The following is a 23,711-nucleotide window of genomic DNA, read 5'->3' as shown; positions in this document are numbered from 1 at the left end:
TGAACATCAGATTATCAGCCCAATATCTGATCTGTATGATTCTTGGTATCAACCTGTTCAATAATCTTCTCAATAATCCCCTTCTCATTAATTATAAAAGTGGTTCTCAGCACACCCATATAAGACTTGCCATACATCTTCTTTTCGCCCCAGACTCCATAATTCTCAAGAATGCTTTTTTCAGGGTCACTAATAAGGTTAAAGCGTAAGCCATACTTCTTGGCAAAATTCTGATGCGACTTTTGGCTGTCTGGGCTGACGCCAACAACTTCATATCCCTTTGCCAGAAATGTCTCATAATTGTCATTCAGGTTGCAGGCTTCAGCCGTGCAACCCGGAGTATTGTCCTTAGGATAAAAATACAGAACGAGCCTTTTACCTTTAAAATCAGCAAGTGATATTTCCTTACCAAACTGATTCTTGCCTGAAAAATCAGGAGCCAGATTACCTTCTGTTAATTTTGTCATGATCAGATGTTTTTATTGCTGTCAAACATTGCCTATCTTTCACTAAATTTGATGCCGTATTAGACATAAAACTGCAAGTTAATGAGAAAAATCCTATACTTCATCTTTTCCTTTATTGCTATTACCGGGATCAATGCCCAGCAACCTGATCAAACCGAAGCACTCAAACTGTTCAATGAAGGAAAATATGCTGAGGCTCTGCCCAAGTACAAGAAACTGCTTGAAAAGAACAACCGCGACTACAACTACAATTATTACTATGGTGTTGCTCTTTGTAAACTTAATAAAAACAGAAGTGAGGCTATTCAACGCCTGAAACTTGCTTCAACACGTCCACCAAGTCAGGATGTATATTACTACCTGGGCTATCTGTACCAACGTGAATATGAAGTGCAACTGGCTATTGAAAACTACAATAAATTCCTGAAATCTCAGAAAACTGAAAATGAACTAACAAAGGCTGCCAAAAAGGCCATCGATGAATGCAGAAGTGCAGAACAGCTTATCAACAAGCACTTTGCAGTAAAGGTAACAGCTAAGGATACGGTAAGTTTTGAGGAAATATCCTCTCTATATTCTCTCTCAAAAGATGCCGGTCAGCTACTTAAGGCAGGTGACTTCTTCAGGGTTGGTGTATCAGCCGACCAGGTAGTGTTCCGCACTGAAAGGGGCAATGAGGTATACTTCCCATTGATGGCCAGCAATGGCAAATACGACCTGTATAAAATTGTCAGACTGCTTGACTCATGGGCTGATGCTGAAAAACTTACAGGAGAGGTCAACAGTGATTACAACGAACTCTATCCCTTCCTGCTGACTGATGGAACAACCTTCTATTTCAGCTCCGACCGACCGGGCGGAATGGGTGGTCTTGATATCTATCAGTCTTATTTCGATCCCTCTACAGGAAGCTTTTCAGAGCCGGCCAATCTGGGTCCTCCATTCAACTCGCCCGATGATGACTTCTTCCTTGTACCCGACATCTATTCAGGTAAAGCCTGGTTTACTACCAACAGAGGTGTCGAAAATGGCAAGTATGTAGTCGTCGAAATGATCTGGGATAACTCAGTAGTTAGAAACCTGAGCAGGGATATCAATGAAGTAAAACAGGCTGCTTTATTGCAACTGGATGAAGCTGCAATCAGGAAAACGGGAACCACCATCCATGCTTCAAGATCCTACCAGAATGAGGATCTGTTCAACTTTGTTGTAAATGACTCCCTTGTCTATACCCGCTTTGAACATTTCCAAAGCCGGGAGGCATTGGAAATATTCCGTTCAGGCTACAAGATCAGCCTCAGACAGGACAGCCTGCAACAATTGATGAGTGAGAAAAGACGACGTTACAGTCAAAGCTATGACAGGAACGAACTGGAACAGCTGGTTCAGACCATCGTTGAACTGGAGAAAGAGACCTATGGACTTGAAGATGAAATCAACGGCTATTACCAACGTGCACAAAAAGTAGAAAATGACTACATCCTGCAACTAAGGAGGAATGGTCAGTACAAACCCAAGAGTAGCATTATCAACAAGGTGGCCATTGAGGAAAGTGAGTTTCAAAAACTACTCGCTGAGATAGCTGGCTATAAACTGACATTTTATTCCGATAATGAGTTTATGAAAAAGAAGGAACTCAGAAACGGACTTTACAAAGCATTCTTTAATACAGGGCAGATTGCCGAACTACAAAGAGCTGATTCACTGATAGTATGGGGTAATATCCTGTCACTTGAATCAGCACGACTCCTTGAAATGTCACGCAAAGCAGGAACGCAAACAATCAGTATCAGGGACAGGGTCTCCGGCAATGCTGAAGAAATGATTCAGGCCGAGATGGACAGCCTGGTACAGCTGTCAAGGGAGTTTAAGCACCTGTCGCTGCAGCTGTATGAAAAGGCCCTCAACTACAAATACAAGAACTATTACGAAAAGGCTATTGCTATAGGATCAACATCCAGCAACCCCGGAAGCGAAGACCTTGCAAGCCATGCCCGTACTCGTTTTAATGAGGCTGAGCAAAGCCTGAAACAACTGACTGTTTATAATCCCGAACAGATAGAGCACCTGCTGGCCTTGAAGAAGAATAGTGTCGATATGCTGGAAGAATCACTAGAGATCCAGTATGCAGGAGCCTCTGCTCCTGCTACACCGGCTACTATAACACCAGTAAGTCAGGGAACCAGGTTTATTGAATCCGGAATCCGCACACCTTCTTATCCTGCCATTCACAAGGGTGAGGAAGCGGAACTCCCGGCTCCTCACACTATGCCCGCCACCCCTTCAAATGTTGTGTCAGGTGCCTTTGCTACAGCAAAAAAGGATAAACCGGAATACAGGATACAAATCGGTGTGTTCAGGAATACACCCAATGCTGCTGCCCTTGCCAGGATACCTCCTGTTACGAGTGTTGATGTTGAAGGCACAGATACTAAGAAGTACTTTACGGGTTCCTGGTCCAACTATGAGGCTGCAAGAGAAAGTGTTAACAGCATCAGAGAGGCCGGATTTCCCGGAGCCTTTGTGGTAGCCTTCCTCAATGGGAAACAGATTTCCCTCGAAGAGGCCCGAAAAATGGATTAACCTCACATTTTAAATAAAAGCGTTATAAGGAAAGAACGTATTTTTTTCATATCTTAACGCAAACTTTATGCAATGGCAGCTTGCGACCAAAAAAGTGAGTTCAGTAATGCCGGAAAGGAACAGTTGGAAGAACGAACGCTGATACTTCACAATGACGATGTCAATACCTTTGAACATGTGATCAGGGTATTGCAGGATGTATGCCTGCACAACAAGGAACAGGCAGAACAATGTGCTGTCCTTACACATTATAAAGGCTATTGTGAGATTAAAAGAGGGGCTCTGGTAGAACTCGAACAGCTGCAACAACTTCTCAGCGACAGGGAATTAATTGTAACAATTAACTAACATATGACGATAATCATATTGCTTATTATTACAGGGATCTTCCTGCTAATACTTGAATTCGTTGTCCTGCCAGGAATAACCATTGCTGCCTTAGGCGGCCTGGCTATGATAGGCGGCGGCATCTATATGGCCTATGCTAATTATGGACCGCAGACAGGGCATATCGTTTTGTTTGGAACATTATTACTGCTCGCAATCACTGTAGTGCTCGCTCTAAGAAGCAAAACATGGAAGCGATTTATGCTTCATACTGAGATCGACAGTAATATCCAGACTGTGGATGAAAACAGCATCAATGTGGGTGACACGGGCGTAACGATTACAAGGTTAAACCCAGTGGGTAAGGCACGGGTCAACGAAGAGGAGATCGAAGCACGCTTCCCCGGAGGCTACCTGGACCCAGGTACTGAAATCGAAGTTGTCAAAGTTCACAAGACTCACATCATTGTTAAACCTCTAAACTAAAATAATATGGAAAGTTTCGGAACCTTTGGATTAATAGCGATAATAGTTGTCCTATTCTTCCTGTTCCTTTATTATGTACCAGTAGTAATGTGGTTCTCCGCCCTTGTTACCGGAGTTCGCATATCATTGCTTCAGCTGATCCTGATGCGTATCCGGAAGGTTCCGCCATCTGCGATCGTAAGAGCCATGATTGAAGCTCACAAGGCAGGACTACATGATGTCAAGAGAGATGAACTAGAAGCCCACTACCTGGCCGGAGGACATATAGAAAGGGTAGTTCATGCCCTTGTATCTGCATCAAAAGCAAATATCGATCTTAGCTTCAAGATGGCTACTGCCATCGACCTTGCCGGTCGTGACGTATTTGAAGCGGTTCAGATGTCAGTTAACCCCAAAGTTATTGATACTCCTCCGGTATCTGCAGTCGCTAAGGATGGTATCCAACTTATTGCCAAAGCTCGTGTTACTGTTCGTGCCAATATCAAGCAACTTGTTGGTGGTGCCGGTGAAGACACTGTATTGGCCCGTGTAGGTGAAGGTATAGTTTCTTCGATAGGCTCTGCTGCTTCACACAAATCAGTACTTGAAAACCCGGACTCAATATCTAAACTGGTTCTTAATAAAGGGCTTGATGCAGGTACCGCATTCGAGATTCTCTCTATTGATATCGCTGATATCGATATCGGTAAGAACATTGGTGCCGAACTGATGATGGACCAGGCAGAAGCTGATAAGAATATCGCTCAGGCTAAAGCAGAGGAACGACGTGCCATGGCTGTGGCTCTCGAACAGGAAATGAAGGCCAAGGCTCAGGAGGCCCGAGCCAAGGTTATTGAAGCTGAAGCTGAAGTACCTCTGGCAATGGCCGAAGCATTCAGAAACGGCAATCTTGGTATCATGGACTATGTAAAATATAAAAACATAGAAGCAGATACTGCTATGAGAGAATCATTGTCAAAACAAACTCCGGGTAACAAGTCGAAAAAGGATAAGGACGATAAGATATCGTAGTTCATAACCGCAAAGAGGCTGACCCCTCCTAGGTCAGCCTTTCTTTTTTTATATGTATCGAACAATTTTACTGCTTGTGCGTATAAATTGCAATACTTCTATACTGTGCTGTAATGAGGAAAAAGGGACTAAAATCAAGCGTAATAATACTGGGTATTTTACTTGCATTCTCTACACTGCAATCCTGTGCTTCAACCCACAGAAGCTCTGCCTATAAATACAAGCCCATGCCTTGCCCCTGTGAGAACAGGTAGTGATGCACTGTCAGTAGGTGCAAATCATGCCATAACTGGTTTAGGACTGGCACCTATATCCCTGATCATTTGTAGAAAACTATGATTCAGATTCAGTGCGCTATCTGGTCAGAACGGCCAGATAAGAGGCAGAATCAGAATCATCACAACAGCGAAGATTAGCTGTGCCGGAAGGCCCACTTTTACATAGTCCATAAAGTTATACCTGCCTGCCGACATAACCAGAGCATTCGGTGGTGTGGAGAACGGACTTGCAAAACACATACTGGCAGCAACGGTAACTGCAAACAGCATCGGATGAGGGTTGACACCCAACTCAATAGCAGACTGTACTGCAATAGGGGCAAAAAGTACGGCTGTTGCAGAGTTACTTATAAACATCGTTAGTATAGATGTTGCAACATAGATTCCGGCAAGCAGGAAGCCCGGACCCATGGAGCCAAGTTGCTCAACTAGAAATACTGCTACCATCTTTGATATACCTGTATTTTCTAACGCTATCGACATAGGCAACATAGCTGCGATAAGCACAATGCTTTCCCAGTTGATAGTCTTGTATGCCTCCTCCACATTATGAAGACAGCCAGTAATTACCATAAGAAGGGCTGCAACCATAACGGCAGTAACGGCAGATACCAGGTTGAAAGCCATGGCTGCAACCATAGCAACCAGAATAATCGCAGCTACAGGCGCCCTGTTGACGATCAGACTCTTTGCAGCCTCTTGTTCGGGATGACCCACAACTACCAGTTCACCTGTCTTCTCCCTTAGCAGCGATATATCCTTCCACTTACCCTGAACCAATAATACGTCGCCCGACTGTATCTTCTGATTCTTCAGATCATTAAGAATGTAGCTTTTTCTACGCTGAATACCCAGGATATTGACATGATATTTTTCCCTGAAACCCGAATCCATCACCCTCTGATTTACCAGCCATGCATTGGATAGTACTACCACCTCAGCGATTCCAATCTCACCACCACCCAATTCCTCTTGTACAGGAAGACCTTCTTCACTGTCCCCGACCACAATCCATTCAAGCTGGTATTTTTCAGCAAACTCCTTTACAGTTTCAAATTCCCCCATTACATAAAGTACATCTCCTGCATATATGATAGTGGTAGGTGCTGCCATCCTCTGGCTAACACTTTTCGAAAACAGACTACGCCGGCCTTCTTCCTTTCGTCTGATCTCAAGTATGACTATGCTGTATCTGTTGGCTATATCCAGTTCCTGGGCGCTCTTGAATACTAGTGATGAATTATATCCAACCCTGAGACGATAAAGATTCTCTGATATCTGATACTCCTTTGCCAAATCTTTTGCTGACTTATTATTGCCTTTTGTACCCCCTTCATCCGATCTTTTCTTTGATAGAAATAAATTGGATAAAGGCCAGAGCACCACGACTCCAAGTACCACGCAGACCGCACCAACTGGCGCAAATGAAAAGAAAGACAGAGCCTCATATCCGTTCTTGACAAGCTCATTACTGATTACAAGATTGGGCGGTGTTCCAATAAGGGTCAGCATTCCACCCATGCTACTTGCAAAAGCCAAGGGCATCAGCAAACGGCTGGCACTAATACCGGCAGCTGCCGAAAGAGACACAATAATCGGAAGCATAACTGCTACGGTACCCGTATTGCTCACAAATGCACCTATCGCAACTGTGGTAAGCATCACAAGCAGATACAGAGATAGAGGATTTGTTCCTGCCAGCTTCAATATCTTGTTGCTTATAATATTTGCAAGTCCTGTCTGAAAAATGCCACCTCCCACTACAAACAGTCCTATCATCATCACAACTATGGAATTCGAAAAACCCGACAGTCCCTCAGCCGGAGTGAGTATTCCAAACAACATCAGCGTAACAAGGGCAAGAAGTGCCACAATATCAGAACGCAGTCTTCCACTAACAAAAAAAACAATGGCCAGCGCAAGTACGACAAGCACAATAAGCGAATCTCCCATGGCAGATATTATGAATTGAAATAGTAAAAACGGGTGGAACAGAACTTCAAACACTTACAAATTTACCTATTAATGGTAAGTATTCAAAGCGTTCATGGGGAGCTTATAATCTGGTGCGGGAGAAATATCAGGACTAAGCAAATTGCCTCCATGATATATGACATCAATGTTTTAAACGAAAAAAGGCTGCCCCAGCAGGGACAGCCTGAAAGTGTATTCTCGTGTGGGATTACGAAATTACCTTGCGAAGTTAATCAATTGTTTGCTTAAACCCAGTTTTCTGCTCTTTGCATTTTCTTCATTCAAAGTAATCCCCAGCTTGCCGTCAACTACTGAGAAATTAATCACTGAAATATCAGGATGACGATATGAACTTTCAGTCATTACCAGAATTGGTTGTCCGGAGAGATTCGTACCCGATTTTGTAAAACTGTTGAGATGTTCGTTGGGTACAAACAACAGGTGGCACTTGCCTACCTCCTTAATGCTTGCATATTCAACAATCTCAATCTCCTTGCCACGTACAGTACGGTCACCCTTACCGGCTCTCAGCTCTCTGGTGATATCCATCTTATCACCAACTACACCTATTACAAAGGTCTGATCCTTGTATAGCTCGGGCCAATCTACCAACCTTACTATACTGTAAATCAATGTTGCCTGTGGTTTTGCGAGTTGCTGAGCTGCTGCTTCCATTCCCACAAATAAAGCCACCACTGCAAGCAGAAAAGTAAAATGTCCCTTCATATTGTATAATGTGTTAGGTTCGGGTCAAAATTACAAGGTAACAGCCTGTTAATAAGGCAATTTAAAGTAATTAACGCACCAAAAAATCAGAATAAAAATCAAAAAGACTAAAACCAGTCTTGAAGCATATTGAGAATTCAATTACTACAATACTGAAAAACAACACTATAGCATCACACGCACTTAAGGTTTAGCTTTGGGGGGCAAAAGCTAAGAAGTCCATTCTAAATAATTAAAATTGTATGCAACAAATAAATAATTATAAATCACTTATGAGGATGTAACTTTCTACTGAAATATGTGTAAAAAGCCTTTCGCAGGATTCGACTGAGGTCTTACTGTATTGTTCAAATTACTCTCCTCTATAAACACTTTCGAAGTATTTCAGCACTTCATCAGCATAACCTCTGGAAACCGGAATGGTGATGCTGCCATCTTCATCAAGCCACAGTACAAACTTTCCCTTGTCCCTCTTCAAAATCTTTACACTGGTTACATTTACCATGTATGACCTGTGACACCGTAAAAGTGGAAGTCCATCCAGACTTCCTTCAAGTTTTTTTAATGTATTGCGTAATACATATGTCTTTGTCTTCTCACCAGACCTGTAAATTATATCCACATAATTGTCACTTGCCTTAAGATATAGCAGATCACCAGAGTTGATTGTGAGACGCAACACCCCGTTCTCATCCTCAAAAGGAATAAAATGACGCTTGGCTCTCAGCTGAGATACCAGCTGCTCAAGCGTCAACTTGTTTTCTCTCCAAGAAAAGAAAAGCAAACTTATTATATAAGGAATAAGAAGTATCAGAGAGGTGTTCTGAACTGCCATATACAACAGTATCCAGAAAGGTCTCACACCACCAAGAACAACCAGTTCGAGTACTGCATATGCAGCTCCCATAAACAGAATCTCAGCTGCAACCGAAAAGACATAGTATCTGATTCTAATGGGGCCCTTACGTCTCCTTGCCAGCATAAGAAGACGGCTGACTATAATTACAATCATTCCGACTATCACAAGTGCTGCCGAACCAAGCGAAAACATCCACCACTTCTCCTGATACCACTCCCCGGCCCCAAATGGCTTGTAGATATTTATAAAAAGAAAGGCAAACAGGGCTGTAAATAAGACCTGAAGGATCGTATTTCGCCATGTGACAAAGTAGTCAGGTATATAACCCTTCTTTCTTATCTCGAGAGACATCGCTGATTGGTTTTAGGAAAATATTTTCAAAACTATATTAATTTACTGGCAATTACAATTCACCCCAAAGAATAAAATTTCACCCCAGCACGATTTTCATTCACCCCAGATTACTGCCAAACACTCCATTTTTCAGCGCCTTGCAAATCCTTGATGTAATATTGTGGAAAATTATCGAGGTCACTCAAATTCATCTATGGAACTATTTGCAACATCTGCACTATTAAAGAAACAGTTTAACCTCTCTGCCGGGACTTCTGATTTCGGTGAAGGGGTAACATCAACCATTTGCACCTTCAGCAGTGATTTCGATTTCTCCCCAATAAGACCTGATGCTCCTCTGTCACAGGAGGAATTGAATATATTGACTGAAAACGGTAAAGACGGAAACTTCACATTCAGGTATCCCGTCTTTTACGACTCACAACTTAAAGGAAAGAACAACAAAGCAATACTTCTGCTTCATGGACTTAATGAACGTTCATGGGAAAAGTATCTTTCATGGGCCTACTTCCTTGTAAAACATACAGGCAGGTCGGTTATCATGTTTCCAATAGCCTTCCATATGAACCGTACACCTCAGCAATGGGGTAATGCACGGCTTATGCACAGTTTGTCAGATTACAGACGCAGAAACAAGAATGTGCAGAACACATCTTTCGCAAATCTGGCACTAAGTCTGAGAATGGAATACACACCACAAATGTTTCCAATCTCTGGTACTCAGACATATTTTGACCTTGTCAAGCTATGTACTGAAATCAAGGAAGGCCGTCACGAACTTTTCGAAGCAAATACGTCAGTAAACATATTTGCTTATTCGATAGGTGCGCTCCTCGCAGAAATCCTGCTCATAGCCAATCCCGCCAGTCTGTTCTCCGGTGAAAGGGCATTTCTCTTCTGCGGGGGCGCTTCTGTCGATAAAATGAATCCCAACTCAAAATCAATTATAGATAGTGAAGCAACCAGACAGCTTAATGAATTCTTGAAGTGCAATTACAAGGTCAGTGACCTGATGCGAATTCCGGAACAAAATATGCCTATGTTACCTAAGGCATGGGATAGCTTCAGATACCTGAGTTGCGGTGACTGCTGCACCAGGGAAAGAGACCTGGCCCTTGCAGGAATCAAGGGACAGATTAAGACTCTCGGTCTGGGCTTTGACTCTGTAATATCTCCCCGGGCAATTGAAGAGACACTGCATTCAAACTTCAGTATTCTGTCACCCCGTTACCCTGGATCACATGAAAATCCTTTCCCCTTGCTCAAAGACGAACAAGGCAGAGAGGTTGAAGACACCTTCAATACAATCTTCTCGGAGGCATCAAAGTTTCTCGCATAAACGCCCAGGATAGTGCTGTAAATTATTATTTCTTATCCGGAATAAATTTCAACCTTATCGTAGTACCTTTGTGGGTCAATTATTACGGCCATGATGGGTTGGAAAAGAGTATTCGGAATTATCTGGACAGGTCAGTTATTCTCCACACTTAGCAGCTCTATAGTTGCTTATGCAGTAATTTTCTGCTTGCCCTTCGTTCGGTAGGTAGCGCCTTCCACGTACCCGCTATGCAGGCATCCATCCCTCTGTTGGCACCCAAATCAGAACTGGGCAGAGTAGCTGGAGTCAACCAGGTTATCAACTCAGTAAGTACTATTGCTGGTCCCGCTCTTGCAGCACTGATGATTACTACAATGGACATGACACACGTTATGGCAGTTGACATTGCAGGGGCAATTATCGCATGTTCCTCATTATTAATGGTCCATATCCCGAATCCTGAGAAAACTGTAAATGCAGCACAACCCCATGTGTTCAGAGAAATGCACGATGGCCTCAAGGCCATCTTTAGCAGTAAGGGAATGATATGGCTGTTCTGGTTTGTGGTTCTGGCCAACTTCTTCATAATGCCAATTGCCGTGATGTTCCCACTGATGACTATAGACCATTTTGAAGGAAGCACATGGCAAATGAGTATTATTGAAATAGCCTGGGGCATTGGGATGATGGCAGGCGCAATCTATCACGCTTCTTTCACTGTTGTAATGCAAACAACTATCAAGGCTGAGGCTCTTGGTAGGGCCTTTGCAATCTATGGCAGCGCAACAATGCTTCCCTCTATGATTGGTCTGCTAAATACTGGATTGATAGCAGACACAATAGGAGTAAATAATGCTTTTATTGTATCAGGAATTATGATAATTCTTATCGGGGTTGTCTCCTTCTTCATCCCGGCCATAAATGCCCTGATAAATAAGACTGCTACAATACCGGTTCATGAAGACTGAGTTGTAGTCCCGGTGCTGCAGAGCACCGGACTAGTCCAGATAAACTACGGTAAAGCCGGCACCACCAAACTGCACATGCTCGTCTTCATACCTTGACACAAAAGGCAGGGTATTAAGATATTCCCTAACCATTTGACGCAGTGTACCAGTTCCCTTACCATGGAGTATTCTCACCTGGCCGGCACCACACATAAGTGCTTCATCCATATGAGCAGATATTCTTGTGATAGCCTCTTCTCCCCTCATACCCCTGATATCTATATCTGGCTTGAAGCTCAGCTTCTTTTCCCTCATCCTCTCTGCAAGACTTGAAGATATACTGCTTTCCTTCCTGACTTCCCGCTTGTACTCCCTGCGGCTAATCTTTGTAAGGCGACTAAGCTTTACATTGCTTACCAGACTGCCAAAGGCAACCATGGCATTCTCACCTCTAATCTCCATAACTTCTCCGGGAACAGGCTGTCCTTCAAGTCTTACGATATCACCCTCACCAATTACGGATGAAGTATCCTCAGCTACCTGCGCCTTAGCAGGAGAGCCCTGTTGTTTAACCTCATCCTTTTTGCGTGGCTTACGATTTTTTATCGCCTCAATCTTACGCTCCAACCGTTCCTGTTCGGTATTATCAACCAGTTCGTTTTTGACAAGCCGCTCCCTGAAGTTTTCTATCACCAGCCTTGCCTGCTTTGTCTTTTCCTTCTCTGCCTGGCTCTCCCTTATGGCCTTAATTGTATTCTCTATCTCCTTGTTTGCATTTGCAAGCAGAGCCGCAGCCTCCTGCCTTGCTTTTTCAAGGAGTTCCTTACGTTCAGACTTCAACTTTTGCAGCTCTGTCTCATAGCGTTCTGACACATCAGTCATCCTGCGTTCCTCCTCATGAATCTGACGTCTCTTCCTTTCCCAGTAACGCTTGTCTCTAATTATCTCACGCAGGTGCTTGTCAAAGTTGATATGATCCTCTCCAAGTCTGTTCCTGGCCGACTCCAGGATGGGTTCCGGCAAACCTATCTTACGGGCTATCTCAAAGGCAAAGGAACTACCCGGGGAGCCCACCTCCAGTTTGAAGAGGGGTTGTAGCTTGTCTGTATCAAACTGCATCGCACCGTTGACAAGTCCATCGGTCTGGGAAGCAAAATGCTTGAGATTGGTATAGTGTGTAGTAATAACTCCAAAAACTCCCTGTCTGTTAAGCTGTTCAAGCACTGACTCGGCAATGGCTCCACCTATCATCGGTTCGGTACCTGTACCAAACTCATCAATAAGTATCAGCGAACGCCCGTCGGCGTTCCTGACGAAAAACTTCATATTGGTAAGGTGGGAACTGTATGTGCTGAGGTCGTTTTCTATTGACTGCTCATCACCCAGGTCAAGGAAGATATTGTGAAAGAAACCCATCCTAGATCCTTCCTTTACAGGAACCGGGAGACCACATTGCAGCATATACTGAACCAGTCCTACCGTTTGGAGGCAAACCGACTTACCACCGGCATTGGGACCTGAGATTATTACTATCCTTTGTTCAGGAGCAAACTCAATTGTAAGTGGCACGATTTCCCTGCCCTGAACTTTGTGGTGAAGATACAGCAAGGGATGCCTTGCCTCAAGCCAGCGACATGAGGGCTCGTCATAGAGTTCAGGAACTATGGCCTCGATGCGTTCGGCAAACTTAGCCTTAGCCCTTATAAAATCAATGATACCAAGAAACTCGTATGAGTAAAGCAATTCCTCAAGGTAATTGCGCAGAAACCCTGAAATCTCAGTCAGAATACGTATCAATTCCCTTCTTTCAGCATACTCAAGTTCCCTGATCTCATTGTTCATCTCAACGATCTCGGCAGGTTCTATATAAGTTGTCTTACCTGTTGTTGACTCATCATGGATAATACCAGGCAGACGTCTTTTGTTTGCTGAAAGCACAGGTATCACAGCCCTTCCGTCACGGATGCTTACAGATACTTCGGCCTCCACCAGACCTTCGCTCTTGGCTTTCTTGAGTATGGCGGCCATTCTGCGGGAGACATTTTGCTGAATGGCGATAATATCCTTGCGAACCCGAAGCAGTTCGGGTGATGCATTATCCTTTATCTTACCCTGCTTATTGAGGATGGTATCTATCCTGTCGATTATAGCAGGGTATACCATCACGTTTGCCGCCAAAGCGTGCAAACGGGGAAATTTGCTCTCATCCCTGCTTTTGATAAACCTTATCAGATCTCTGATTGTACCAAGGGAGCGCCTAAGGTCAAAAAGCTCTTCCTCATCCAGGAAAAGACCTTCAACCCTGATCTTTCTGAGAGGCTCACGTACATCTATATAGTAGGAAACCGGCAGTTCACCTCCATCCTCTTCAATATGCAACATCTCATTAGTCTGTTCGAGGAGGGTTCTGACCTTGTCGAAAGACAATGAGAATCCCATCTTACCGACCCATTCCTGTCCCAGCGGACTAAGACAATGACCGGCCAGCATCTCCCTGATTCTGGCGAAATTCAGCTTCTCTTCAAATTTATCCGGATAAATCACTTATGCCTCCCTACTGTTTGAAATATCTGCAAAAATATACAGATTACATCTAACCACCAATTTCCTCCGCCTTTCCTAATTTTTATCCCTATCTTTGCCAAAATTTACGTGAATTATGTCAGTAGCAAAAGAGGGGCCGAAGAAGATCACGACCCATGTTTTAGGAGAAATGAAGGCCAGAGGCGAGAAAATCTCAATGCTTACAGCCTATGATTATTCAATGGCAAAGATTGCAGACAGAGCAGGACTGGATGTGATTCTGGTCGGTGATTCTGCATCAAATGTTATGGCAGGTTGGGAAACCACTCTTCCAATTACTCTCGACCACATGATATATCACGCCTCATCAGTAATGAGAGCTGTGGGCAGGGCTATGGTAATAGCCGACCTTCCCTTTGGTTCTTATCAGGGTAATAGCGAAACCGCGGTTGCTTCTGCTATCAGAATGATGAAGGAATCAGGTGTTGATGGGATAAAGATCGAGGGTGGTGAAGAAATCCTTGAATCTGTAAAGAGAATTCTGTCCGTAGGAATCCCCGTGATGGGACACCTGGGTCTTACCCCACAGTCTATAAATAAATTTGGCACTTACGCCGTTCGTGCCAAGGAAGAAAGAGAAGCCGCCAAATTGATACGTGATGCCAACCTGCTTGAGGAAGCCGGAGTCTTTGGTCTTGTGCTAGAAAAGATTCCTGCAAAACTTGCAGAAAAGGTGGCCGGTGAACTCAGCATTCCTGTTATTGGAATCGGTGCAGGAGGCAAAGTTGACGGTCAGGTTCTCGTGATCCACGATATGCTTGGAATCACACAGGATTTCTCTCCCAAATTCCTAAGACGTTACCACAACCTGAACGAAGAGATAAGCAAAGCTGTTCAAAGCTATATCTCTGATGTCAAGTCGGGTGACTTCCCCAATGAAAACGAACAATACTAAGTCACTTAAGATACAGAAAGCCTGATATATGGACCTGGAAATACTATACGAAGACAATCACCTGATAGCGGTAAATAAAACCGGAGCGGACCTGGTACAGGGAGACGAAAGCGGTGATGAGCCTTTGTCAGACAAGGTCAAAGCCTACATCAAGGAAAAATACAACAAACCTGGAGACGTGTTCCTGGGAGTTGCTCACAGGCTTGACAGACCTGTAAGCGGTGTCGTGCTGTTTGCCCGTACCTCAAAGGCTTTGACCAGGCTCAACCAGATGTTTCAGGACAGAGAGGTCAAAAAGGTTTACTGGGCCATCGTCCAGAATCTCCCTGAAGAGGAGGAAGCAACACTACGCAACTTTATTCTGAAGGACAGTATAAAAAACAAGTCTTCTGTCCTAAACAAAATGAGACCCGGAGCAAAAGAAGCCATTCTGAAATACAAGCTGATCTCCAGTTCGGCTCGCTACCATCTGCTGGAAGTGGAACTTGAAACCGGACGTCATCACCAGATACGTGCCCAGCTTGCCAAGATTGGCTGCCCTATCAGGGGCGACCTGAAATATGGCTTTGCACGTTCTAATCCTGACGGAGGAATATCCCTGCACGCCAGGCGTCTGAGCTTTATACATCCGGTAAAGAAAGAGCCAATAGAAATCATTGCTCCGGTACCTGCAAATGATGCTCTCTGGAAGGAATTCCAGAACGTCATGCAACCTGCAAAGAAATCTAAGCAAGTGCCTGGTAAAGAATAGACAATCAGGACAGCATGCTGATTTATACGATTATGGCTTAGGCTACAAAAAACGCCCCTCGCGGGGCGTTTTTGCTTTTAAAGCTCAAAATTGATTTCCGGTTTCTTTTCCCTATAATAATAAGGTCTCTAAACCTGCAACTTCTTTTATGCTGCAGCCCATACCAGTTGGCATGGGAAGGGTTTCGGTCAGAATCTTAATACCACCTGTCCTGTGAAGTTTCTTCCAGCCTGAGGAAAATAACCGTCAAGCACTTCTCTCTTACCGTCTAGCACAAAACTGTAAACCCATGCATTTGATATATAGGACTTGTCAAATAGGTTTCCGACCTGAAAACCCAGTTCGACTCGGGTATTCTTGCCTGATTTGGTGGGCACTTTGTATCGCAGTACCAGGTCGCTTATCATATAACTGTCAAGCATCCTGTCACGACTTGAACTGTTGTCGATATACTGCTCACCTACATACCTGGTATCAAGTATAGCGCTAAGTCCTTTGAGCGGTTGGGCCTCAAGTCTGGCAGCAATAGTGCTTGAAGGTGAGAAGGCGATATTTGTGTTTCCCAGATAATTGGCCAACTGACCTCCATTATCCCAGTCATCCACATATTCTGTGAAATCCTTAATCTTATTGGCTGAAAATACAGCATTGGCACTTGCTGTAAGCCAAGGCGCAACTCTAGCAAATCCTGCCAGTTCGATACCAGTACGGTAACTCTCAGGCACATTGTTCATGATATATGCACCTACATTATTGATTTTCCCTGTCAGTACAAGCTGATCCTTGTAGTCCATGTAAAAACCATTGGCCTGAAAGCCAAGCATCTCCCCCATCCAGTCAAAGCCCAATTCATAGTCAATAAGCTTTTCAGGCTGTGGCACAAGCTCATCATCGGCATCTCTAAAGTCGCTGCGTGATGGCTCTTTGTTGGACACAGCAACAGAAGCAAATATGCGCTTGTCCTCGTCAATTTTCCAGTTGATACCAAACTTTGGATTAAAGAAGTCGTAGTGAGCAGTGCGCGTCAGATCCCGCATATCATCATGAACACCTTCTATATCATAGCTCACGTGCCTTCCCTGAAGGTCTGTGTAAATGCCAAGTGAACCAAACAGGGTATAGGTAACCTTTGTATAATAGTTTAGGTCATCTTTAACACCGTCGTTCTCATACCACCTGTAGTTATCAGGTACACCCGCATTAATCTTAGTCCATATCACCTCTCCGTAATGCTTGCCATCGTATCTGTTTATAGCACCTCCCGCCACCAGATGCAGTTTCCCATATTCATACGCACCTGAGAAGGTAGCACCATAGAAATGGTTATCAAGCCACTTCTGGTTTATCAGGTCAGTCCGACTGTAACTGACTCCATCAATGACAAGCTCTGACGGCAGGGGCAGGTTATACTTTGAAAAACGTTCATTGTACTTGTACGACTCATAGTATCCCTTGCCCCTAGTATAATGCAGTGATACATTCAGTGAAAGCAATGCCGATGGTGCATGTGTAAAGTGAAGCTGATAGTGGTCCTGCTGATAGTTGTCTGTCTGGTTGGAATACAGATACCTGTTGAAAGTCCTTGAATCCGAACCGCGCAGATTATCTGCCTCCTCATCCGACCACCCGTCAAGCATTATTAGTTTCTCAATACCTTCACTGTCATTCTTCAGCTTAACCAGAGGAACTCCATTCCAGGCCTGATAGGTCTTCTCCTTGCCCGAGAAGGTAACAAGTCTTACTGAAGTAGCGTTACCATACCAGGCTCCTGAAAGATAATAGGACTTGAGTTCTGAAGAACCCCGGTCAACAAAGCCATCACTTGTTATATTAGACAGTCGGGCATCAAAGGCAAAGCCACTGCCCGGAATCCTTGTACTTAGCTGGACTGAGTTCTTCAATGTATTAAAGGAGCCGTAGGAGTTGTCAATCACCACTCTGGCTTCTGAGGGCCCGTCTATTGTACTTATATTAATCGAGCCCCCGAAAGAAGCTGCACCGTTGGTCGAGGTTCCCACTCCACGCTGTACCTGGATATGGCTCACTGATGAAGCAAAGTCGGGCATATTAACCCAGAATACGCCCTGAGATTCGGCATCATTCAATGGAATGCCATTGACTGTAACATTGATGCGAGTGATATCCGAACCCCTGAGACGCATGGAGGTATAACCAACACCGCCGCCTGCATCCGAACTGACTACCAGTCCCGGAGTCATGCTAATCAGATAGGGCAAGTCACGACCGAAGTTTGATTTTTCAAGCTCCTCCGCAGTAAGCTCAGTAAAAGCTACAGGATCATCCTTCCTGGCCCGGATACCGCTAATGACAACCTCACCTGCCATAAAGCTGGACTCCTTCATAACTATGTCCAGCTCCTTGTCACCCCTTAATTCTACCTCACCCTTCCAGGTCTCATAACCCAGAAAAGATACGGCAAGTTGAAAGGTTCCTGATGACAGGCCACCAATAGCAAAGGTTCCATCAGCCTTGGTAACGGCATGTTTTTGTCCGAGTCGAACAAAAGCATCAGGCAGAGCCTCACCCTGTTCATTACGCACCTTGCCGCGCAACTCGTGTTGCGCATGCAATGCAGCAGAAACGATAAATAAAAACGCAAATAAAAGAATCCTCTTCATTTTTAAAGCAGTTAACGGTTAAACATAAACTGCAATGAGGACTATTGAGAGATTTATCACCTTCCCTTGTCGGCATTACCCGACCAGGTTCCAAGGGTATGATCTCAGCCCTAAAGGGCACCCCCATTGTAGAAAGTACTATACACAAAAACTCACACCGCGCGCACGATGTATTCTAATAGATTGACAAAGTTGGAGGGGAAGCATTACCTGCTCAGGTTCAATGGGCATAATCTCAGCCCAAAATGAGCACCCCCATTTGTCAGCGGCAAATATATGGCTCGATGCCGAATAAACCAAAATAAAAAATGCCTGACTGCAGTCAGGCATTCCCACCTAAATACTATGTAGAGTCTTATTTATAACCTTTTAAGCACCATTCGGGGCAGGTTCACAAAACCTTGCAAAAAGCTACTTCCCGGTTGTATGCTTTACCTGGTTACTTTCAGGAATTCATTAATTACCTTTTCAAGATCCTCCTTTGGAAGGAGTCCGCGGGCACCTGCAGGTTCTGCGCCCATTGGAATAAACAGAATGCTTGGATAGGCTGTAACACCGAAGGCTGCAGCCAGCTCCCTGTTTTTCTCAGCATCAACTTTGTAAACCTGAATCTTCCCCTTGTACTCTTCCTGCAGTTCCGCGAGAATTGGAGCCAATCGTTTACATGGTCCGCACCACACTGCATAGAAATCCACTATTACAGGGACATCGCCCTTAAACTGCCAGGAAGTTGCATTCTTGTAATCAAAGACATGCTCAATAAAACCGGCCTCATCAAGTTCTATTACTCCATTATGTGCAAGTGTTGTTTTGCTTTCCTTCTCTCCCTCCGGACTGCCAGCCAGCAGGCCGATTGCTGCACCCAGGAAAAACAAAGCAGTAAAAAATATCCTTTTCATTATATCAGTATTTATTCAGACAAACTCATCTTTTTAACGGAAGCTCATGCTTTTTGTTCGCTATCCTGCTACCCTTAACAACTAATTAATCTCAAATTTAAACACTATTTGAACATCTGCAATACCTTTCGGTTAACTGCAATTATCGCGCCTGTTTCGGCAAACCGTCAAATTGTTGTATTTTTACCGGTTCATGATCATACTATAATAGCGTACGCCCCTGGTCACCAGGATAATAATATGGAGCAACTCAGAGAAATGCTGCTGCAACACCTGCAGCATCCGGTTTTTAAGGTTATTACAGATACTGCCGAAGCGGAAGGATTGGAGACTTATGTCATCGGCGGCTATGTTAGAGATATATTCCTAAAGCGCCCAAATACCGATATTGACATAGTAGTATTGGGTAGTGGTATCCATTTTGCCGAAAAGGTGGCTGCCAGGCTGGGTAAGGTAAAGGTAAGCTGCTTTAAGAATTTCGGTACTGCCATGTTCAAGTACAAGGGTGTTGAGTTTGAGTTTGTCGGAGCCCGCAAGGAGTCTTATATGCGCAACAGCCGTAAACCCATTGTGGAGGATGGAACTCTTGAGGATGACCAAAACAGAAGGGATTTTACTATCAATGCAATGGCAATTAGCCTCAATAAGGCGACGCTGGGCAACCTGGTCGATCCCTTTGATGGTATGACAGATTTGCATAATCGCATCATACGTACTCCTCTTGACCCTGACATCACCTTCTCTGACGATCCGCTAAGGATGATGAGGGCAATACGCTTTGCCACACAGCTGCAATTTTACATTGAGGACCGCACCTTTGCTGCAATAGAAAGCAACAAGGAAAGAATCGGTATCGTCTCCATGGAGAGGATAAGCGAGGAACTCAACAAGATTATGATGTCGGACAAACCCTCAATAGGATTCAAACTGCTTGGCCGTTGCGGACTGCTGGCTCTGATCTTCCCTGAAGTCCTGGCTCTTAAGGGCGTGGAAACTGTCAATGGCAAATCGCACAAGGACAACTTTTATCACACCCTCGAGGTACTCGACAATATCTCAAGGGAAACCGACGACCTGTGGCTGAGGTATGCAGCATTGCTGCATGATATTGCAAAACCTGAGACCAAGCGCTTTGACCCACAAGTGGGCTGGACCTTCCATGCTCACAACCATGTGGGACAAAAGATGATCCCAAGAATATTCAGGCGTCTCAAGCTTCCACTCAATGAAAAAATGAGCTTCGTGCAGAAGATGGTACAACTGCACATGCGTCCAATTGCCCTCATCGAGAATGAAGTAACAGACTCGGCAGTTCGCCGCCTGCTTTTCGAGGCAGGTGACGATATCGATAAACTGATGACTCTCTGTGAAGCTGACATTACCTCCAAAAACAGGGAAAAGGTAGAACGCCACCTGCGTAATTTCAAGATAGTACGTCGTAAGCTCAGGGAAATAGAGGAAAAGGATCATATCCGCAATTTCCAGCCACCTGTCACTGGGGATATGATAATGGAGACCTTTGGTCTGACACCCTGTGCTGAGGTGGGAACTATCAAAAGTGCTATAAAAGAGGCTATCCTAGACGGAGTAATTCATAATAACTTCGAGGAAGCTTTTGAATTTATGGTACGCAAAGGAAGGGAACTGGGACTCACCCCAATAACAAGGGGAAATGCGACGACGTGCACTGATAAGAATAAATCTGAAGCATAGGAAAGATTTCTGCTCTCTGATATAGCCTTACTTACACTTTTCCAGGTAGATCATTACTGGCAGGTGGTCGCTGTATCCCCCCTGATATCTCATCCCTACGTACGTTCTGAAAGGTTTCTGACCTCCGTACCTGTCATCCTGCTCAAGCAAAAATGGCAGTCTGACAATACTCATTACTGGGTCTTTCAAACAAAGTCGTGATGATGGGGCAAGTAATCCTCGGGATACAATAATCTGGTCAAATACCTGCCACTGATAGCGATACTTGAGGGTCCCCAAGCCGGACTCGAGCCCCAGTGCTGGAGCATAGAGCGGAGTATCTTCATCAAGTCCACCAGTTGCCAGATTGTCCCTGAAGAAATCAGAATCATGATCCTCATTGAAGTCGCCCATCAGAACAATATTGGCCAAGGGGTATGTATTGCGAACTGAATCAACTACCGCGGTAAGGACCTGGGCTGCCTGTAAGCGACGCGGTCTGCTGGCTTCAGCTCCCCCATATCGGGATGGCCAGTGGTTGACAAAAACATGCAGGGTATCATAGTTGTCTACTATGCCCTTGACATACAAAATATCCCTGGTGGGACTGCCATCATCCAAAAGCCCTACGCTAACAGGTCTGCTTTCAAGTACTTCAAATCGCGAGGTCAGATACAGCAAAGCTACATCTATCCCCCGCTCATCCGGAGAGTCATAATGCACTGACTTGTAACCTGTATTATTTAATCCGGTATTGTAAAGCAATCTTCCAAGTATCCATGCATTCTCAACCTCACAGAGTCCGACCAATACAGGGGGATTCCAGGCTCCGGCATTAAGTATTACCCGACTGAGATTCCGGCATTTCTCATCCATCCTGTAGCGGGTCCACCTGCGGGGACTGTCAGGCAGAAATTCATTGTCATTGGTAAGGGAATCATCTCTGACGTCAAAGAGGTTCTCTACATTATAAAACATAATGCCTGCCGGCTTTATGTCTTCAGATATAGTATCTGCATACGAGAGGGGGTCATTTGCAGTATCAATTTGGCTCTTTACAGGTCTAATTCGACCGTCTTCAGACCACAAACGGCTATGTGCCTTCCTGACATCCGATAGCACAGCATTCACCTCTGGTAAGGAACTAATTCCGGCAGAGGAAGAAAGGAATATTAGAAATGCCGGGATTGTGTACAATACCCTGCGCATCATAGATTATTGTTCCTGCTCGATTCTTTCTATATAACCAAGGTCAGGCAATCTGTTGCCTTCAACACGACTGTTGCCCATATAGTCGATCGGATATTTTCTGGCAGTCTCAAGGTTGCCGGCATCAATAGCTACAGACAAGGTGTCAAGCTCATAATTGTAACTCTGATAATTGACGAAAGCCGGATTGTAGTTAAATATGACCTCCTTGAAATGCTTGGTATCAGATAGAACATCAGCACTAAGCTGAGTCCTTATCAGGGAGTTTTCAAACTTATAATTAATAATGAATTTCTGCCTATTACCCTCTTCCTTGTTCTTGGGCTCAAAATCAAGTCCTATCTCATTGGGATTGGCACCCCAGATAATACAGTTACTAAACAAGGCCTCTTCCATATCCCTGATCTCAGGCTTATTCCTATCCTTATCGATGTAGTAGTTGGATAGCAAAAGTGCAGGAATATTGCGGTAACTCTTCCACTTATAGTAGTTGACTATTGTGCAGTGGTAAAACTTGTAATAACCGCCATAGGTAAGGGCAACAGATGCACTGCCTGCATCGCCAAAGAGGCAGTTGTCTGCTATTATCGAAGATGCCTGAGCTACCAGTCCCTGTTGTGACACATGCTCTATCCTGGTGTTGGACAATCTGAGCGGCAAACCACCTTTCAGGCCCACAGAATCGACTGAGAGTCCTACTGTGGCATTCTTTATAATGGCATAATTGATTTCATGGTTCTTGCTTCCCGGCATAAGGCTGATACCATTCCATTGGCCTGGTTTATCCTGATACCATTCCTCCAGGCGTGAACCTGTAAAAAGCACAGGATTTTCCCTGGTACCCATTACTTTCAGGGAAGCACCATGACTGACAACAAGACTTGCTCCCTGATAGAAGTAAAGTTCTGCACCTTCTTCAATAGTAAGAACTGATGCTGAGTCAACTATCAACCAGTCGTAAATCAGATATGGCTTATCGGCTTTTAAAGTCTGTGTTCCGAGGGTCTTCTTGCGCAGCAATACAACATCCTGTCCGTATGCCACAAGTTTGACGCTCTGAACCCGCTCCTTTGTCTGAAATATTACGGAGTCAGTTACTACAAAGGAAGGATCACTGCTATCTCCCGGATTGATTGTTACTTCTGCAAAAATATAAATACTGTCGCCTGCTCTGAGATGTACATCTCTCACTTCAGGGTCTGGAATACCATTAATGTTAATCCTGAACTTTGAATCTTCGCCACCTGCCAGCTTGATAAGATCAATAGTCAAATCAGTGTCATAGGGGTTGATAACGCGGAAATTACGGGTAGCTGAACCTATAGAAGTGAAGATTGTATCAAACATAACAGTGTCGGAAGAAAACATAATGCCTTCCTCACCACCCCGGAACATGTAATCACGTTCACAAGACCAGCAAAACAGAATAGCCGGAACCAGCCACAATATCTTCAACAATCTCTTCATTTTTTGCTAGATGTACTATCCCGCGTTTGCAATAACAGTACAGAATTTATTGATTGAAACAGTTTTACAAATTTACGGCATATTTTTACATTAATTAACTCTAAGCAATAAAAAATTCAATTTTTATCATTCTTTTTTTTGGCAATTTTCGTACCAACAAATATAAGGATGCTACAGTATTTAACGTAAACAATGTTTAGGATTCTTAATATCAAACAATTCAGTCGTCAAGAAGTTCTATTTAAG

At 44.2% G+C, this 23,711-nt stretch carries 18 protein-coding genes and 1 riboswitch; of the genes, 9 read left to right on the top strand and 9 right to left on the bottom strand.

All coding sequences use genetic code 11. The features are described from left to right. Positions 1-14: 14 nt before the first annotated feature. Positions 15-467: a thioredoxin-dependent thiol peroxidase gene (gene bcp / locus M9189_RS03805; protein ID WP_250724715.1), complete on the bottom strand. Its 453-nt coding sequence runs from the start codon at positions 465-467 to the stop codon at positions 15-17. Between the two features lie 81 nt (positions 468-548). Here bcp and M9189_RS03800 point away from each other — a divergent pair, with 81 nt between their 5' ends. The 4 genes from M9189_RS03800 (at position 549) to floA (ending at position 4,874) form a co-directional block, all read left to right on the top strand. Next, the gene (locus tag M9189_RS03800) at positions 549-3,050 is read left to right on the top strand and encodes a hypothetical protein (RefSeq protein WP_250724713.1); all 2,502 of its coding nucleotides are present in this window, start codon (positions 549-551) and stop codon (positions 3,048-3,050) included. 72 nt (positions 3,051-3,122) lie between these two features. Beyond that, complete coding sequence (locus M9189_RS03795; RefSeq protein ID WP_250724711.1) at positions 3,123-3,398, top strand: ATP-dependent Clp protease adaptor ClpS; 276 nt, start codon at positions 3,123-3,125, stop codon at positions 3,396-3,398. 3 nt (positions 3,399-3,401) lie between these two features. Next, positions 3,402-3,863, top strand: coding sequence for an NfeD family protein (locus tag M9189_RS03790; RefSeq protein WP_250724709.1), 462 nt, complete (start codon positions 3,402-3,404; stop codon positions 3,861-3,863). A 6-nt stretch (positions 3,864-3,869) separates the two neighbouring features. Beyond that, positions 3,870-4,874 carry a flotillin-like protein FloA gene (gene floA, locus M9189_RS03785; protein ID WP_250724707.1) on the top strand — a complete coding sequence of 335 codons (1,005 nt, stop codon included), beginning with the start codon at positions 3,870-3,872 and terminating at the stop codon, positions 4,872-4,874. 362 nt (positions 4,875-5,236) lie between these two features. Here the strand turns inward: floA and M9189_RS03780 are convergent, their stop codons facing one another. From M9189_RS03780 to M9189_RS03770, 3 genes are all read right to left on the bottom strand, one after another. After that, positions 5,237-7,105, bottom strand: a complete 1,869-nt coding sequence (locus tag M9189_RS03780; RefSeq protein WP_250724705.1) for an SLC13 family permease — start codon at positions 7,103-7,105, stop codon at positions 5,237-5,239. 237 nt (positions 7,106-7,342) lie between these two features. After that, positions 7,343-7,852, bottom strand: a complete 510-nt coding sequence (locus M9189_RS03775) for a YfiR family protein (RefSeq protein WP_250724703.1) — start codon at positions 7,850-7,852, stop codon at positions 7,343-7,345. Between the two features lie 352 nt (positions 7,853-8,204). After that, positions 8,205-9,062, bottom strand: coding sequence for a LytR/AlgR family response regulator transcription factor (locus tag M9189_RS03770; protein ID WP_250724701.1), 858 nt, complete (start codon positions 9,060-9,062; stop codon positions 8,205-8,207). A gap of 196 nt (positions 9,063-9,258) precedes the next feature. Here M9189_RS03770 and M9189_RS03765 point away from each other — a divergent pair, with 196 nt between their 5' ends. Next, positions 9,259-10,404, top strand: a complete 1,146-nt coding sequence (locus M9189_RS03765; RefSeq protein WP_250724699.1) for a DUF6051 family protein — start codon at positions 9,259-9,261, stop codon at positions 10,402-10,404. A gap of 182 nt (positions 10,405-10,586) precedes the next feature. After that, positions 10,587-11,351, top strand: coding sequence for an MFS transporter (locus tag M9189_RS03760; RefSeq protein WP_256469258.1), 765 nt, complete (start codon positions 10,587-10,589; stop codon positions 11,349-11,351). A 30-nt stretch (positions 11,352-11,381) separates the two neighbouring features. On the opposite strand, the gene M9189_RS03755 is transcribed toward M9189_RS03760, so the two are convergent. Continuing rightward, on the bottom strand, positions 11,382-13,874 hold the full coding sequence (locus tag M9189_RS03755; protein WP_250724695.1) for an endonuclease MutS2: 2,493 nt from the start codon (positions 13,872-13,874) through the stop codon (positions 11,382-11,384). Positions 13,875-13,989: 115 nt separating this feature from the next. Here M9189_RS03755 and panB point away from each other — a divergent pair, with 115 nt between their 5' ends. Both panB and M9189_RS03745 read left to right on the top strand, forming a co-directional pair. Then, entirely contained in the window at positions 13,990-14,808 is an 819-nt protein-coding gene (gene panB, locus M9189_RS03750; RefSeq protein WP_250724693.1) for a 3-methyl-2-oxobutanoate hydroxymethyltransferase, read from the top strand. 28 nt (positions 14,809-14,836) lie between these two features. Beyond that, positions 14,837-15,559: an RluA family pseudouridine synthase gene (locus M9189_RS03745; RefSeq protein ID WP_250724692.1), complete on the top strand. Its 723-nt coding sequence runs from the start codon at positions 14,837-14,839 to the stop codon at positions 15,557-15,559. A gap of 188 nt (positions 15,560-15,747) precedes the next feature. On the opposite strand, the gene M9189_RS03740 is transcribed toward M9189_RS03745, so the two are convergent. Both M9189_RS03740 and trxA read right to left on the bottom strand, forming a co-directional pair. After that, complete coding sequence (locus tag M9189_RS03740; protein ID WP_250724690.1) at positions 15,748-18,198, bottom strand: TonB-dependent receptor; 2,451 nt, start codon at positions 18,196-18,198, stop codon at positions 15,748-15,750. A gap of 44 nt (positions 18,199-18,242) precedes the next feature. Beyond that, positions 18,243-18,333, bottom strand: a riboswitch (TPP riboswitch). Between the two features lie 296 nt (positions 18,334-18,629). Next, a complete protein-coding gene (trxA, locus tag M9189_RS03735; protein ID WP_250724688.1) occupies positions 18,630-19,097 on the bottom strand; it encodes a thioredoxin in 468 nt (155 codons plus the stop codon). Between the two features lie 240 nt (positions 19,098-19,337). Here trxA and M9189_RS03730 point away from each other — a divergent pair, with 240 nt between their 5' ends. Beyond that, a complete protein-coding gene (locus tag M9189_RS03730; RefSeq protein WP_250724687.1) occupies positions 19,338-20,810 on the top strand; it encodes a CCA tRNA nucleotidyltransferase in 1,473 nt (490 codons plus the stop codon). A 27-nt stretch (positions 20,811-20,837) separates the two neighbouring features. Here M9189_RS03730 and M9189_RS03725 read toward each other — a convergent pair whose 3' ends face one another. Continuing rightward, positions 20,838-22,001 (bottom strand): endonuclease/exonuclease/phosphatase family protein, encoded by a 1,164-nt coding sequence (locus M9189_RS03725; protein WP_250724685.1) that lies wholly within the window; start codon positions 21,999-22,001, stop codon positions 20,838-20,840. A gap of 3 nt (positions 22,002-22,004) precedes the next feature. Then, positions 22,005-23,465: a hypothetical protein gene (locus M9189_RS03720; RefSeq protein WP_250724683.1), complete on the bottom strand. Its 1,461-nt coding sequence runs from the start codon at positions 23,463-23,465 to the stop codon at positions 22,005-22,007. Between the last annotated feature and the right edge of the window lie 246 nt (positions 23,466-23,711).

The organism is Xiashengella succiniciproducens, from assembly GCF_023674465.1.
Lineage (GTDB): Bacteria > Bacteroidota > Bacteroidia > Bacteroidales > Marinilabiliaceae > Geofilum > Geofilum succiniciproducens.
Note: the sequence above shows the minus strand (reverse complement) of the source record. Positions and strands in the feature narration are given on the sequence as shown.